This is a genomic window from Kitasatospora kazusensis, from assembly GCF_039529945.1.
Classification (GTDB): domain Bacteria; phylum Actinomycetota; class Actinomycetes; order Streptomycetales; family Streptomycetaceae; genus Kitasatospora; species Kitasatospora kazusensis.
The window spans coordinates 133,153-148,671 of record NZ_BAAANT010000004.1; the positions used below are offsets into that span (position 1 = coordinate 133,153).

Consider the following 15,519-nt stretch of genomic DNA (forward strand, 5'->3'; position numbering starts at 1 on the left):
ATCGTCACTCCTCCCACTGAAGCCGGGACACGGCGTCCAGGATCCGGTCCACCCCGGGGAGGTGGTGGTGCTCCAGCATCGGCGGCGGGTACGGGATGTCGAACCCGGTCACCCGCAGCACCGGAGCCGCCAGGTGGTGGAAGCAGCGCTCGGTGACCCGGGCGGCGATCTCCGCGCCGACCCCGCCGAAGCCGGTCGACTCGTGCACGACGACCGCCCGGCCGAGCGAGCGGACCACCTCGCAGACCGTCTCGTCGTCGAACGGCACCAGCGTCCGCAGGTCCAGGACCGCCAGGTCCCAGCCCTCCGCCTTCGCGGCCTCGGCCGCCTCCAGGCAGACCGGCAGCGAAGGACCGTACGTGATCAGCACGGCCGAACGCCCGGTGCGGCGCAGCGCCGCCTTGCCGATCGGCTCGACCGGCGCGGCCGGGTCCCACTCCGCCTTGCCCCAGTAGAGCCGCTTGGGCTCCAGGAAGATCACCGGGTCGTCGGAGGCGATCGAGGAGCGCAGCAGCCCGTACGCGTCGGCGACGGTGGCGGGGGTCACGACGTGCAGGCCGGGCGTCTGGGTGTAGTACGCCTCGGAGGAGTCGCTGTGGTGCTCGACGCCGCCGATGCCGCCGCCGTACGGGATCCGGATGGTGATCGGCAGCGGCATCGCGCCCGCCGTGCGGTTGCGCATCTTGGCGACGTGCGAGACGAGCTGCTCCATCGCCGGGTAGGCGAAGGCGTCGAACTGCATCTCCACCACGGGCCGCAGCCCGTACATCGCCATGCCGATCGCGGTGCCGAGGATGCCGGCCTCGGCGAGCGGGGTGTCCAGGCAGCGGTCGGCGCCGAACTCCTCGGTCAGACCGTCGGTGATCCGGAAGACCCCGCCGAGCGGGCCGACGTCCTCGCCGAGCACGTGCACGGTCGGGTCCGCCCGCATGGCGTCCCGGAGACCGGCGTTGAGGGCCTGCGCCATGGTGGAGGTGCGGGTCTGTACTGCTGTGCTCATCGGTCGTGCACCTCGGACTCCGAAGCGGCTTCGGCGGCCAGCTCGGCCGCCAACTGGGCTGCCTGCTCGCGCAGTTGGGGGGTTTGCTCGGCGTAGACGTGGGCGAACAGCGCCTGCGGGTCGAGCCGGGGTTCGGCGTGGAACTCGGCGCGCATCCGGGCGGCGAGCGCCTCGGCCTCGTCGGCGGACTCCTGGACGAGCTGGTCGTCGAGGACCCCGGCGGCGCGCAGGCCGCGCTCCATCAGCAGGATCGGGTCGTGCTCGCGCCAGGCCGTCACCTCGGCGTCCTCGCGGTAGCGGGTGGCGTCGTCGGCGTTGGTGTGCGCCTCGATCCGGTAGGTGAGCGCCTCGATCAGCGTCGGACCGCCGCCGGAGCGGGCGTGCTCGATCGCCTCGCTGAGCACCGCGTGCATCGCGGCGGCGTCGTTGCCGTCCACCAGCCGGCCGGGCATGCCGTAGCCGACGGCCTTGTGGGCCAGGCTGGGCGCGGCGGACTGCCGGGTGAGCGGGACGGAGATCGCGTAGCCGTTGTTCTGCACCAGGAAGACCACCGGGGCCTGGAGCACCGCGGCGAAGTTGAGCGCCTCGTGGAAGTCGCCCTCGCTGGTGCCGCCGTCGCCGAGCATCGCGAGCGCCACCACGGGCTCGCCGCGCAGCCGGGCGGCGTGCGCCAGGCCGACGGCGTGCGGGGCCTGGGTGGCGAGCGGGGTGCAGAGCGGGGCGGTGCGGGCCGCGCGCGGGTCGTAGCCGGTGTGGGCGTTGCCGCGCAGCAGGGTGAGCGCCTCCAGCGGGTCGACACCGCGGGAGACCACGGCGAGGGTGTCGCGGTAGCTGGGGAAGAGCCAGTCGTCCGGGCGGAGCGCGAGCGCGGCGGCGACCTGGCAGGCCTCCTGGCCGGTGGAGGCCGGGTAGACGGCGAGCCGGCCCTGCTTGGTCAGCACGGTGGCCTGCTGGTTGTAGCGGCGGCCGACCACCAGCCGGCGGTAGAGCTCGCGGAGCAGCAGCGGATCGGCCTTGTCCAGCGCGGGCGTGCCGAGCACCCGGACGGGGGCGGTGTCGGGCAGCAGCGGCGCAGGGTCGCTGCGGGGGCCGGTCGCACCGGGCAGCCACCCGGGGACGGGAGTCAGGTGTCTGTGATCGAGAACGGTCATCTCGGGCACCTCCAGAGGGTGGGGGAGGGGTGCAGTGGGGCACGGGGGATGCCTTGGTGCACGAGGGGTGCCAGTGCTCGTCGCCAGGCCGTTCCTCCCTACCGATTGTTCGGTCGTCTGGTCATTCTGGCCACAGCTGCGGCAAGGTGGTGGACATTCGGTCCGATCGGCGGTCGACTTGTTGCAGCACGTCCATCTCGGGAGGGTGGGGGACCATGTCGGCTGAACAGATGTCCAGGTCGGAGCGCGCGGACCGGCTCGACCGGGTCGACCGTGCGATCCTTCGACTGCTCCAGCAGGACGGCCGGGCGTCGATACGCTCGGTCGCCGAACGCGTACACGTGTCCCGGGCGAACGCTTACGCCCGGATCTCCAGGATGGTCGAGGACGGCGTGATCCGCGGCTTCACCGCCCGGGTGGACCACGAACGGGCGGGGCAGGGCGCCACCGCGTACATCACGCTCAAGATCGTGCAGAACTCCTGGCGGACGGTCCGCGAGCAGCTGCTCGGCCTGCCCGGGGTGGCCCACATCGCACTGGTCGGCGGCGAGTTCGACGTCCTGCTGCTGGTCCACACCCCCGACAACCACGCCCTGCGGGAGCTGGTGCTCGGCCGGATCCAGTCGATCCCGGACGTCCTGGCCACCCAGACCCTGCTGGTCTTCGAGGAGACCGACCAGGTCCCCCCGGTCTGACCTCCCCCACGCGCGCGACCGAAGGCCGGGGGAGAGCCGCGCGAAGCGGAAGGAACCGGCCCCGAGCCACTCAGCTCACCCGGACTCGCACTGCCCAGGGGCACGGGCCGCCGCGCCTACCTCGCGCGGAGCCCGTCGAAGGCGAGGTGGACGACCGCCTCGGCGACGCCGTCGGCGGCCTTGGCACCGGGCCGGTACCACTCCACCACCGAGTTGATCATGCCGAACAGCAGCCGGGTCGCCAGCCGGGGCTCGACGTCCGACCGCAGCTCGCCCGCCGCCACCGCGGCCCGGACCAGCTCGGCCACCTGGTGGTCGAAGTCGCGTCGGCGCTCCAGCGCCCACAGCTCGGTGGTGGTGTTGCCCCGCACCCGGAGCAGCAGCGTCACGTACGGCAGCTCCGCGAGCAGCACCTCGGTGGTCCGCAGGACGACGTGCTCCAGACGGTCCACCGGCGGGCCGGTGACGGCGGCGGGCTCCTCCAGGATGCCGAAGAGCGAGTCCAGCGCCCGCCCGACGGCGAGCCGGAGCAGCTCCTCCTTGCCCCGCACGTGGTGGTAGATCGAGGACTTCGAGATACCGGCCGCCCGCGAGAGGTCCTCCATCGAGGTGCCGTCGTACCCGCGCTCGTTGAAGACCTCCACCGTCACGGCAAGCAGGGACTCGACGGTGTACGCGGTGCGGGTGTTGTTCTCGGCCATACGAACGAGTATCCCCGGCCCGCCGACAGTTCGTCAGCCGGGGCGGCCGGAGCACGGCTGGAGTACGACCGGATCGCGGCCGGATCGCGGCCGGCCTGCGGGCTCAGGCCGGGGTCCGCCTGCCCACGGCCCGGGGCGAGGCCAGCCGGACCGCGAGCTCGTCCACCGGATCCGCCGCGCCCACCGGACCCGCCGGGTCCGCCGAGTCGTAGCCGACGAAGTAGGTGGGGCGGCGCTGCACGGCGGTGTATATCCGCCCGATGTACTCGCCGAGCAGGCCGACGCAGATCAGCTGGACGGCGCCGATGAACAGCACCCCGACGAACAGCGAGGTCCAGCCCGGCACGGTCTTGCCCGCGACGTACGCGACCACCGTGAAGACCAGCAGCCCCAGGCACGCGAAGAAGCTGGTGACCCCGAGCCAGGTGGCCAGCCGCAGCGGGGCCGCCGAGAACCCGGTGACGCTGTCCACGGCGAGCCTGATCATCTTGCTCAGCGGGTACTTGGTCTCACCGGCGACCCGCTCGTCGCGCTGGTAGTGCACCTCGCCGCTCGGGAAGCCCAGCCAGGGCACCAGCAGGCGGTAGACCTGCTGCTGGTCCGGCAGCGACTTGATCGCCTCGACGGCCTCCCGGCTGAGCAGCCGGAAGTCCCCGGCCTGGGCGGGCATCTGCTTCCCGGCCAGCCGCCGCATCATCCAGTAGTAGACGCCGGCGGTGCGGCGTTTGAACCCGGAGTCGGTGCTGCGGTCGTTGCGCACGCCGTAGACGATGTCGAGGTCCCGTTCCAGCGCGAGGGCCAGCATCTCCGGGATCTTCTCGGGCGGGTCCTGGAGATCCGCGTCGATGCTCGCCACGTAGGCGCCGACGGCCCGGTGCAGACCCGCCGTGAGGGCGGCCTGGTGCCCCGAGTTCCGGCGCAGCCGGACCACCCGCAGCTCCGGCCAGACGTGCCGGAGGTCGCCGAGCAGCTCGGCGGTCTTGTCGGCGCTGCCGTCGTCGACGGCGAGCACCTCATACGGGGCACCGATACCGTCCAGCACCGGGCGGAGTCGGGCGACCAGAGCTGGAAGGGCTTCCTCTTCGTTGTACATCGGGATGACCACGGAGAGTGCGGTCTCGGTACGTTCGGAAGTCATAAGGTCTTCCCCGCCCCAAGCGACGTCAATAGGCTGGTCGGATTTTACCCGTGTCACCTTAATTCGATATGAGACCACTCGACCGCTCGATGGAGGGGACGAAGGGCCGGCCCGAGTTCCGGCCCGAGTTCTGATCCGTGCCCCCACCCGGGTCCGCTCCGGGGCCGGATCGCCTAGGCTCGGGTCGGTACGGGTCCTTGACGGCCAGAGAATCAGTAACGGGCGGGGAATCGGATCCCATGAGCACGATATCCAGTCGTCCGGCGGATGAGCGATCACTCCCCGACGGCAGCCCCGCCGATGAGCCGGACGGCGGACCCGGCGGCGGTCGTCTCGCCACGCCGGACGGCGGCCAGGTCAGCGGGCTCGACGAGCACGTCAGCGGACAGCCCGGCGGGCAGGCCGACGAGCAGATCGGCCGGCAGGACGACGGGCCGGACGGCCCCCGGGAAAGGGCGTACCGCGCGGCCCGGCACTTCGGGCCGGCCCTGACGGTCTTCGGTCTGGCCAAACTGCTCGGCTTCGTCTCGTTCCTGTATTTGCTGAACGCCGGTGGCGACTTCCGCACCAAGGACCCCCGGTTCGGCGGTGGGGCCACCGTCTGGGACGTCCTGCAGAGCTGGGACGGCTGGTGGTACCAGAACGTCGCGGCCAACGGTTACCACCCGCAGCTGGTGGCGCTGGCCCCCGGGCAGTTGATGACGCTGGACCAGAACTCGGCCGCCTTCTTCCCGCTCTACCCCGGGCTGATGCGGCTGGTCTCCGACTGCACCGGCCTCGGCCTGTACGGCGCCGGAATGCTGGTCTCGGTGGTCTCCTCGTTCGTCGCCGCGGCCGGCATCTTCGCCGTCACCGCCAAGCTGACCGACCGCCGGACAGGCATCATCGCGGCGGCCGTCTGGGCCGTCTTCCCGGGCTCCGGCGCCGAGTGGGCGGTGTACTCGGACTCGCTGTTCGTCGCCCTCGCCGCCTGGGCCTGCTACGCCGTGCTGACCCGCCGCTGGCTGGAGGCGGGGGTGATCACCCTGGTGGCCGGGCTGAACCGCCCGACCGCGACCGCCCTGATCGCCGCACTCGGCGTGGCCGGCCTGATCTCCCTGTACCGCCGCGAGGACGGCATCGCCCGTCCGCTGACGGCGATGCTCATCTCGCCGCTGGGCCTGTTCGGCTACGTCCTGTGGGTCGGCTGGCGGATGGGAGATCTTTCCGGCTACTTCACCCTGCAACGCGGCGCCTGGATACATTACTTCGACTACGGACAGCACACCGGGGACGTGCTGCGCGGGGTCCTGTTCGGTCACACCGACTACCTGTTCACCTACCCGACCGAGGACCTGATCGCCTTCCTGCTGGTACTCGCCGTGCCGGTGCTGCTCTTCCTGCTCCTGCGACTGCGGACACCCGCGTTCCTGATCGTGTACACCCTGGTGACCGTCGTCATGGTCCTCGGCAGCCAGCAGATCTTCGGCAACACCTCGCGCTACCTGCTGCCGGCCTTCCCGCTGTTCGTCCCGCTCGCGCTGGCCCTGCGCCGGGTCAGCCTGTCCTCGCTGGTCATGATCTTCGGCGTGGCCGCCGCCGCCTCCGGCTGGTACGCCGGGTACGTCATCTTCGAACTGGGCGTGCCGTAAAGACTCACCGGAATTTCACCGCACGGGCGCCGTCAGCGCATTCGCCGACGGCGCCCGTGCGCATTCCGCCCCGCCCTCCGGAGCACCTCCTGCGCCATCCCCGTCCGGCACCGCGCCGCAGCGTCCGGCGGAGCTCCGCCGCCACCCCGCAGCGTCCGGCGGAGCCCCAACGCCACCCCACGCCGCCACCCCACGGCGCCGCGCCGCGCCCGGTGGCCGGGGCTCCACCCGAGCGGACCCACCCGGGGGGCTTGCCCCGACCGATCGTTCGGTTACGCTGAGAGGCGTCCCGTCCGCCCCTCAGAGGAGCGCACCATGACTGCCGCGGCCGACCACCCCTTCGTCGCCGACCTGATCGACCGTCACCAGGAGACGCTGACGCGCGCCCTCGCCGCGAGCGCCTCCCGCGACTACTGGTCGCCGTACCCCGAGTTCCCGAAGGCCTACGGCGAGACCGCACTGGAGGACGGCAAGGCCGCCTTCGAGTCGGTACTCGGCCTGCCGTTCGTGATCGAGGGCCAGCCCACCGACGGGGAGCCGGTCAGCGGCGAGTCCTCGCCGTACGGGATCGAGATGGGCGTCAGCTACCCGCACTTCGAGCCGGACGCGCTGATCGCGGCGATGGAGACGGCCCGTCCCGGCTGGGCCTCGGCGACCCCCGCCGCCCGCGCGGCGGTCTGCCTGGAGATCCTGGCCCGGATCAACGCCCGGTCGAACGAGTTCGCGCACGCGGTGATGCACACCACCGGCCAGGCGTACGGGATGGCCTTCCAGGCCGGTGGCCCGCACGCCCAGGACCGTGGTCTGGAGGCGGTGGCGTACGCCTACGCCGAGCAGACCAGGCTGCCGCAGAAGGCGAGTTGGACCAAGCCGCAGGGCAAGCGCGACCCGCTCAGCATGGTCAAGGAGTTCACCGTCGTCCCGCGCGGCCTGGCCCTGCTGGTCGGCTGCAACACCTTCCCGACCTGGAACGGCTACCCGGGCCTGTTCGCCTCGCTGGCCACCGGCAACCCGGTCCTGGTCAAGCCGCACCCGCGCGCCACCCTCCCGCTCGCGCTGACCGTCCAGGTCGCCCGCGAGGTGCTCGCCGAGGCCGGCTTCGACCCGAACACGGTCTGCCTCGCCGCCGAGCACGAGGGTTCCACCATCGCCCAGGCGCTGGCCGTCCGACCCGAGATCAAGGTCATCGACTACACCGGCTCGACCGCCTTCGGCGACTGGCTGGAGACCAACGCCCGGCAGGCCCAGGTCTACACCGAGAAGGCCGCCGTCAACACGGTCCTGATCGACTCGACCGACAACTACCGCGGCATGCTGAACAACCTGGCCTTCTCGCTCTCGCTCTACAGCGGCCAGATGTGCACCACCCCGCAGAACCTGCTGATCCCCCGCACCGGCATCAGCACCGACGAGGGCGGCAAGTCCTACGACGAGGTGGTCACCGACCTCGCCGCCGCGATCGACGGCCTGCTCTCGGACGACAACCGCGCCGCCGCGATCCTCGGCGCCGTCGTCAACCCGGGCGTGCTCCAGCGCACCGTCCAGGCCTCCGGCGGTGAGTACGGCGAACTCGCACTGACCCCGCGGGTGGTGGCGTCCAAGGAGTTCCCGGCCGCGACGCTGCGCACGCCCGCGCTGATCAAGGCCGACTCGGACAAGCCGGACGAGCGGGCCACCTTCATGAACGAGTGCTTCGGGCCGGTCTACTTCGCGGTGGCGGTCGACTCCAGCGAGGCCGGCATCGAGCTGATGAGCCGTACCGTCCGCGAGCAGGGCGCCATGACGGCGTCCGGCTACACCGTGTCGGAGCAGGTCGAGTCGGCCCTGGTCGACGCCTGCCTGGACACCGGGGTCTCGCTCTCGCTCAACCTGACCGGCGGCGTCTACGCCAACCAGACGGCGGCCTTCTCCGACCTGCACGGCACCGGCGCCAACCCGTCCGCCAACTCGGCGTACTGCGACGCCGCGTTCGTCTCCAACCGGTTCCGGGTGGTCGAGGTCCGGCGCCACAGCTGATCCCGCGCCGGCCGGCGCGACCGTCCGGCGGGAACGCCCCGCGCGACCGCCCGACGTGACCGGCCGAGGCAACCCGGACCGTGGCCCCACTCCCACCCCCGTGGAGTGGGGCCACCGCCGTGTTGACCCTGCCTCAGAACTCCCGCAGCGCCCGCGATGATGGAAGGCTGGGAGCGAGCTGAGTACGGGCTCGTTCCGAACGCTGTGCCGACCGCCGGGAGATGGCAGATGTCCGAGAAGCAGCCGACCTCCGATGTCGTGATCGTCGGGGCAGGGCCCACCGGGCTCCTGCTGGCCGGTGATCTGGCGACCGCCGGGCTGCAGGTGACCGTGCTGGAGAAGCGCGCCGCCGAGTCCAACCTGACCAGGGCGTTCGCGGTGCACGCCCGGACGCTGGAGGCGCTGGACGCCCGGGGCCTGGCCGACCCGCTGATCGAGACCGGTACGACCCTGGACGCGCTGCTGCTGTTCGGCCGGGTCCGGGTGGATCTGAGCGAGCTGCCGACCCGCTTCCCGTTCGTGCTGATCACCCCGCAGTCCAACACCGAACGCCTGCTCCAGGAGCGCGCGTTGAAGGCCGGCGCGACGATCCTGCGGGGCGCCGCGCTGACCGGCCTGCGCCAGGACGCCCGGGGCGTCGACCTGGACGTCGAGGAGGCCGGCGAGAGCGTCCGGACGCACCGCGCCCGGTACGTGGTCGGCGCGGACGGCGTCCACAGCACCGTCCGCGACCTGCTCGGACTCCCCTTCCCCGGCGAGTCGGTGCTCAGCTCGGTGCTGCTCGCCGACGTCCGGCTGGAGCGCGAGCCGGCCGAGACCCTGACGGTCGGCGCCACCGAGGACGGTTTCGCCTTCCTGGCCCCGTTCGGCGACGGCTGGTACCGGGTGATCGCCTGGGACCGGTCCCGCCAACTCCCGGACAGCGCACCGGTGGTGCTCTCCGAACTGGTCGACATCACCCGGACGGTGCTCGGGGTGGACCACGGCCTGCACGACCCGCGCTGGATGTCCCGCTTCCACAGCGACGAGCGCCAGGTCCCGAACTACCGCTCCGGCCGGGTCCTGCTGGCCGGGGACGCCGCGCACTGCCACTCCCCGGCGGGCGGGCAGGGCATGAACACCGGCCTCCAGGACGCCGCCAACCTGGGCTGGAAGCTGGCAGCCGTGCTGCGCGGCTGGGCGCCTGACGCGCTGTTGGACTCGTACCAGACCGAGCGGCACCCGGTCGGCCGCGCGGCAGTGCGCAGTTCCGGCGCACTGCTCCGGCTGGTACTGGCGCACTCCGGCCCGGCCAGGGCGGCGCGGGCCGCGCTGGCCTCGGCGGCGCGGCGTGTCGGGCCGGTGGCCGCGCGCGGGGCGCGGACCGTCTCCGGGATCGGCATCTCGTACCCGGCCCCGAAGGGCGCGCACCACCTGGCCGGCCGCCGGGTGCCCGACCTGCGGCTGGCGGTGGACGAGCCCGGCGGCCCGCAGCGCCTGCACGAGGCACTGCGAGCCGGGCGGTTCGTCCTGGTCAGCGCGGACGAGCTGTCGGTGGCCCAGCCCTGGGAGGACCGCCTGGTGACGGCCGCCCCGGCCGACCCGCACGGCAAGCTCCGTGACACCGTGCTGCTGGTCCGCCCGGACGGCTACGCCGCCTGGGCGGCCGTCGACCCGAGCCGCGGGGAGCTGCGCGCGGCGCTCTCCGAGTGGCTGGGCCGGCCGTAGCGTCCTCGGGCGCCGCGTGCCCTCCCGGCGGCTCCGGGCGGGGTACGCGGCGTCCGCATTCTGTTGAGCCCGGCCGCTATTCACTGTATGAACTCCGCCCATTCTGTTGTTTGGCATTCGTTCCACATTTGACTGTTTTTTAGCAACCAATTACTCAGGCATGAGCCTATTCCTGTGAGTTCTCTGGGAGGTTCTCCCCAGCGCTCCAGATCCCGGAGCCGCCCCCCACACTCCCGGAGGACCCGTGCGACCCCGCTCGCTCGCCCTTGCCTCGGCACTCGCCGTCCTGCCCCTGACCGTGGTGTCGCTGGGCGTCACGGCCGCACAGGCCGCACCGTCCCCCAACGCCGCCACGTCCCGGGTTTCCCTGCCGAACACCGTGACCCCCGCGGTGGCCCGTTCCCAGAAGCAGGCCGCGCTCCCCGCCGCGCAGCAGCTCTCGGTCGCGGTCAGCCTGAAGCTCCGCAACACCGCCGAGCTCGACGCCTTCCTCAAGGCCGTCAGCACCCGCGGCACGGCCGAGTTCGGCCACTACCTGACCCCGGCCCAGTTCAACGCCCGCTTCGGCCCCACCCAGGCGGACGTCGAGCAGGTCCGGACCTACCTCGCCGCGCAGGGCCTGACCGTCGCCTCGGTCAGCGCCAACCGCCAGGTGGTGAACGCGCACGGCACCGCCGCGCAGATCACCAAGGCGTTCGGCGCGCAGGAGAGCACGTACGTCGACCCGCTGCACAACCGGACGTTCTTCGCCAACGACGCCGCCGCCACCGTGCCGGCCGCGCTGGCCGACGTCGTGCAGGGTGTCACCGGCCTCACCAACTACACGGTGCGCACCACCCGAATAGCGAAGCCGAACAACTCGGTCCCGCACGCCACCCCGAGCGGCTTCGGCCCGAGCCAGTACGACGGCGCCTACAACCTGAACAAGGTCGGCACCAACGGCACCGGCGTCAAGATCGCGCTCTGGGAGTTCGACGGCTACACCGCCTCGAACCTGACCACCTACGACTCGCAGTTCGGCCTCTCCGGCCCGGCCGTGAGCACCGTCTCGGTGGACGGCGCCAACTACAACTCCGCTCCCGGCCAGGGCCAGGGCGAGGTCGAGCTGGACAGCGAGATCGTCCGCGGTGTCGCCCCCAAGGCGACCCAGCTGGTCTACGAGGCCCCCAACACCGACCAGGGCGAGCTGGACATGGCCGCCCAGATCGTGTCGGACAACCAGGTCTCGGTCGTCTCGATCTCGTGGGGCTCCTGCGAGCCCGACACCACCGCCGCCTCGATGACCGCGGTGAACAACTCCTTCAAGCAGGCCGCCGCCCAGGGCATCTCGATCTTCTCCGCCTCGGGTGACGACGGCTCGCGCGACTGCACCCGCTCGACCAGCGGCGCCAACGTCAAGGCGGTCGACTTCCCGGCCTCCAGCCCGTACAACACCGGCGTCGGCGGCACCAACCTCTCGGTGAGCGGCACCTCCTACTCCTCCGAGAGCGCCTGGAGCACCGCCGGCGGCGGCGTCTCCACCCAGTTCGCGAAGCCGAGCTGGCAGACCGGCACCGGCGTGACGGGCACCATGCGCACCGTCCCGGACGTGTCCTCCAACGCCGACCCGCAGAGCGGCTTCGCGATCTACACCCAGGGCACCTCCGCCGCGGGCTGGCAGGTCTACGGCGGCACCTCCGCCGCTGCCCCGCTGTGGTCCGGCTACGCCGCCCTGTACAACCAGAAGGCCTCCGCGGCCGGTCAGGCCAACCTCGGTGAGGCCAACCCGAAGCTGTACTCGGTCGCCAACAGCGCGAGCTACAAGAACACCTTCCACGACGTGACCTCGGGCGCCAACCAGGACTTCTCCACCAAGTCCGGCTACGACCAGGTCACCGGCTGGGGCACCCCGGTCGCCGACTCGCTGGCCACCGCGCTGCTGAACAGCGGCGGCACCCAGACCGGCAACACCGTCACCGTGACGGCCCCGGCCAACCAGACCGGCGTCACCGGCACCGCCGTCAGCCTGCAGGTCAAGGGCTCGGACAGCGCCACCGGCCAGACCCTGAGCTACTCGGCCACCGGCCTGCCGGCCGGCCTGTCGATCTCCTCGACCGGCCTGATCAGCGGCACCCCGACCACCGCCGCCAGCGGCACCGTCACCGTGACCGCCACCGACACCACCGGTGCCACCGGCAGCGCGTCCTTCACCTGGACCGTCACGGCCGCCTCCACCGGCTGCACCCCGGCGCAGCTGCTCGGCAACGCCGGCTTCGAGACCGGCACCGCCGCCCCGTGGACCACCTCCTCGGGTGTGGTCGACAACTCCTCCGGTGAGGCCGCCCACTCGGGCAGCTGGAAGGCCTGGCTGAACGGCTACGGCTCGGCCCACACCGACACCGTGTCGCAGACCGTCTCCATCCCGGCCGGCTGCAAGGCCAGCCTCAGCTTCTGGCTGCACATCGACACCGCCGAGACCGGCACCACGGCCTACGACAAGCTCACCGTCCAGGCCAACTCCACCACCCTGGCGACGTACTCCAACGTCAACGCCGCCACCGGCTTCGCCCAGAAGACCGTGGACCTGTCCTCCTTCGCCGGCCAGACCGTGACCGTCAAGTTCACCGGCGTCGAGGACTCCTCGCTCCAGACCAGCTTCGTCATCGACGACACCGCGCTCAACGTCTCCTGACACAGCTGCTGAAACACAGTCCCTGATGCACAGTCAGTGACGATGCCGGTACGGGCTCGGTGCCCGTACCGGCATCAGTGTTTCCACCTTGTTTCAATCTCGTTCGATGATCGGATTTCTTGTCGTGACCACTGTCATACCGTCGGGTTGATGACGTAGCCTCTCGACCGTGCGTAGGGTTCCGACAACTCGGTGACCAAGCCCCCGGCGCACTCGCGTCGGGTGGTCCTCACCGAACGCGCCTGGTGGGGAGGGTGTCCGCATGGCCTCACAGCAACTGCAGCACGCCGGTCGGCTCAGACTCGTCGGTCAGAACCACGACGGGACCGGGACCGGATTCGTACGGATCCCTACCGAAGCACCCCCGGCTCCACTCCCGGCACCCGCACCGGCCGCCCGCACCGAAACCGGCTTCGCCGAGGCCCTGCACACCGCGATCGAGGCCAGCGGGCTGAGCCTGGAGCGGATCAGGACGAGCCTCGCCAAAGAGGGCGTCAGGGTCAGTATCACTACGCTCAGTTACTGGCGGCGTGGGCGCAGCCAGCCCGAGCGCGCCACCTCGCTGCGCGCCGTCCACCTCCTGGAGGCGCTGCTCGGCCTCCCCCACACCTCCCTCTCGGCCCGGCTCGGCCCGCCGCGCCCGCGCGGGCGCTGGGTGACCCCCGCCGCCTGCGACGGCCTGCGGGTGCAGGACGTCTGGCCCGGCGAGCAGGAGATCCCCGACGTCTTCGCCGAACTGGACGCGCCGCCGATCAGCGAGCTGGAGCGGCTCAGCATCCACGACTCCTACTTCGTCGACGCCCGGCGGCGCGGGCACCTGCTGCGGATGCGCCAGGTCGTCCGGGCCACCGTCAGCGGCGTGTCCCGCTGCCTGGTGGTGCACAAGGCCGACGACGAGGCGACCGGCTGCCCGGAGATCACCTCCGTCCGGCACGCCCGCCTCGGCCGGGTCCGCCGCCGCCCGGAGAGCGGTCTGCTGGTCGCGGAGCTGCTGCTCGACCGGCCGCTCGCGGCCGGCGACAGCGCGGTCTTCGAGTACGAGGTGCAGATCCCGCCCGGGGAGCCGACCAGCACCTACGCGCGGCGGTTCGCCGTCCCCGTGCGCGAGTACGTCCTCCAGGTGCACTTCGACCCGGGCACCGTCCCGGTGCACTGCGAGAGCTTCGACCGCGCCCCCGGCGAGGAGGCCGACCGGAAGCGGGAGCAGCTGTGGATCGGCGCCTCGGCCAGCGCCCACGTGCTCGCCCCCGACCAGACCCCCGGCCAGGTCGGCATCCGCTGGGAGTGGGAGTAGCTCCGGACCCGGTGGCTCCGGACCGTCCCGGCCGGGCCGGCGGTCCTACCCGGCGCTCCGACCCGGCGCTCCGACTGACCCTTTTGCCCCGATTCTTTACCTGTCGCCTGATATTCTGTCCACTCACGGTGGAACACATCCCTTCTGCTGCGCACCCCCGGCGCCGAAGAAGTGGAAGGACCGACCCGTGCTGATGGAGTTCACCGAGATAGCGCCGGACGAGAGCTGTGTCTGCGGCGGGTGCACGGCCCGCCGCCGGGCCCGGCTGCACGCGGCCCGCACCGCCGACGGCGGCCACCCCGCCGCCCGGGGCGCCCGGCGCGCGGCCGTACTGCTCGCCGCCGTGGGCACCATGCTCGGCGGCACGGCCGGCGCGGGCGCCGCCCCGGCCGCCCGCCCGGGCGGCAGCAGCCAGACCACCGACACCCCGCAGGGCGAGGTCGGCGGCCTGTTCGGCGGCCGGGTCCTCGGCCCGCACCTGCGCTCGGCCGCCACCACCACCCGGGCCGACATCCTGGCCCGCGCCCAGCGCTGGGTGGACCAGCAGGTGCCGTACAGCATGGGCAGCTACTGGACGGACGGCTACCGCCAGGACTGCTCCGGCTTCGTCTCGATGGCCTGGGGGCTCGGCAGCAGCCAGACCACCTGGACCCTGCCGGACTTCGCCGACCGAATAGCCGCGGACGACCTCCAGCCCGGCGACATCCTCGTCCGCAACGACCCGGACGACCCGCAGGGCGGCTCGCACACCGTGCTCTTCGGCGGCTGGACGGACTCCTCCCGGAGCCACTACCTGGCCTACGAACAGACCCGGCCCGCCACCCGGAAGCGCACCACCCCGTACGCGTACTGGAGCCACTCCGACTCCTACCTGCCGTACCGCTACCGGGGGCTGTCGGGCAGTGCGGACAACGCCTACCCGGGCGACGCCAGCTTCGGCCCGGGCGCGCGCAACGACTACGTCAGGCGGCTCGGCGAACTGCTGGTCCGGCGCGGCGGCGGCAGGTTCTACGCCGAGGGCCCCGACCCGGCCTGGGGCGAGGCGGACCGCCGGGCGACCCAGGCCTTCCAACTCGCCCAGGGCTGGCAGGGCGCCGAGGCCGACGGCCTCCCCGGCCGGGCCACCTGGGACTACCTGGTGAACGGCAAGGGCCGGGACATCCCACCGGACGGCACCGCCGCCCCCGCCCCCCAGCCCGTGCCGGCCCCCGTCCCCCCGCCGCCCTACCCGGGAGCCGGCGCCTTCGGACCCGGCAGGTCCGGCCCGGCCGTCCAGCAGCTCGGTGAACAATTGGTGAAGAAGGGTTACGGCCGCCACTACACCACCGGCCCCGGCCCGACCTGGACCGAGAGCGACCGCCTCAACGTCGCCGACTTCCAGCACGCCCAGGGCTGGCAGGGCGCCGAAGCCGACGGCTACCCGGGCCCGGCCACCTGGAAGCTCCTGTTCGGCTGAGCCGCCCCGACGGGCGCGGGGACGCCGCGCGCAGAACGCCCGCCCGCGCGGCGCCCCCG

Annotated in this window: 11 protein-coding genes; 7 read left to right on the forward strand and 4 right to left on the reverse strand. The window is 72.2% G+C overall.

The genetic code is table 11. From position 1 onward, the window contains the following. Positions 1-4 precede the first annotated feature (4 nt). Positions 5-1,000, reverse strand: a complete 996-nt coding sequence (locus tag ABD330_RS05575) for an alpha-ketoacid dehydrogenase subunit beta (protein ID WP_344461354.1) — start codon at positions 998-1,000, stop codon at positions 5-7. Further along, the gene (gene pdhA, locus ABD330_RS05580; protein WP_344461356.1) at positions 997-2,151 is read right to left on the reverse strand and encodes a pyruvate dehydrogenase (acetyl-transferring) E1 component subunit alpha; all 1,155 of its coding nucleotides are present in this window, start codon (positions 2,149-2,151) and stop codon (positions 997-999) included. The genes ABD330_RS05575 and pdhA overlap by 4 nt, the downstream gene beginning before the upstream one ends. A 215-nt stretch (positions 2,152-2,366) precedes the next feature. Between pdhA and ABD330_RS05585 the strand changes: the two genes are divergently transcribed. After that, complete coding sequence (locus ABD330_RS05585) at positions 2,367-2,846, forward strand: Lrp/AsnC family transcriptional regulator (protein ID WP_344461358.1); 480 nt, start codon at positions 2,367-2,369, stop codon at positions 2,844-2,846. A 116-nt stretch (positions 2,847-2,962) separates the two neighbouring features. On the opposite strand, the gene ABD330_RS05590 is transcribed toward ABD330_RS05585, so the two are convergent. Further along, on the reverse strand, positions 2,963-3,547 hold the full coding sequence (locus ABD330_RS05590) for a TetR/AcrR family transcriptional regulator (protein ID WP_344461360.1): 585 nt from the start codon (positions 3,545-3,547) through the stop codon (positions 2,963-2,965). Positions 3,548-3,650: 103 nt separating this feature from the next. Further along, positions 3,651-4,685 (reverse strand): glycosyltransferase family 2 protein, encoded by a 1,035-nt coding sequence (locus ABD330_RS05595; RefSeq protein WP_344461362.1) that lies wholly within the window; start codon positions 4,683-4,685, stop codon positions 3,651-3,653. Positions 4,686-4,924: 239 nt separating this feature from the next. Here ABD330_RS05595 and ABD330_RS05600 point away from each other — a divergent pair, with 239 nt between their 5' ends. The 6 genes from ABD330_RS05600 (at position 4,925) to ABD330_RS05625 (ending at position 15,460) form a co-directional block, all read left to right on the forward strand. Further along, the gene (locus ABD330_RS05600) at positions 4,925-6,316 is read left to right on the forward strand and encodes a hypothetical protein (RefSeq protein WP_344461364.1); all 1,392 of its coding nucleotides are present in this window, start codon (positions 4,925-4,927) and stop codon (positions 6,314-6,316) included. A gap of 315 nt (positions 6,317-6,631) precedes the next feature. After that, positions 6,632-8,332: a phenylacetic acid degradation protein PaaN gene (gene paaN, locus ABD330_RS05605; RefSeq protein WP_344461366.1), complete on the forward strand. Its 1,701-nt coding sequence runs from the start codon at positions 6,632-6,634 to the stop codon at positions 8,330-8,332. Positions 8,333-8,560: 228 nt separating this feature from the next. Next, positions 8,561-10,039 carry an FAD-dependent monooxygenase gene (locus ABD330_RS05610; RefSeq protein ID WP_344461368.1) on the forward strand — a complete coding sequence of 493 codons (1,479 nt, stop codon included), beginning with the start codon at positions 8,561-8,563 and terminating at the stop codon, positions 10,037-10,039. A gap of 244 nt (positions 10,040-10,283) precedes the next feature. After that, positions 10,284-12,710: a protease pro-enzyme activation domain-containing protein gene (locus ABD330_RS05615; RefSeq protein WP_344461370.1), complete on the forward strand. Its 2,427-nt coding sequence runs from the start codon at positions 10,284-10,286 to the stop codon at positions 12,708-12,710. Between the two features lie 262 nt (positions 12,711-12,972). Further along, complete coding sequence (locus tag ABD330_RS05620; RefSeq protein WP_344461372.1) at positions 12,973-14,004, forward strand: hypothetical protein; 1,032 nt, start codon at positions 12,973-12,975, stop codon at positions 14,002-14,004. Between the two features lie 193 nt (positions 14,005-14,197). Further along, positions 14,198-15,460: a peptidoglycan-binding protein gene (locus ABD330_RS05625; RefSeq protein WP_344461521.1), complete on the forward strand. Its 1,263-nt coding sequence runs from the start codon at positions 14,198-14,200 to the stop codon at positions 15,458-15,460. The last annotated feature ends 59 nt before the right edge of the window (positions 15,461-15,519 follow it).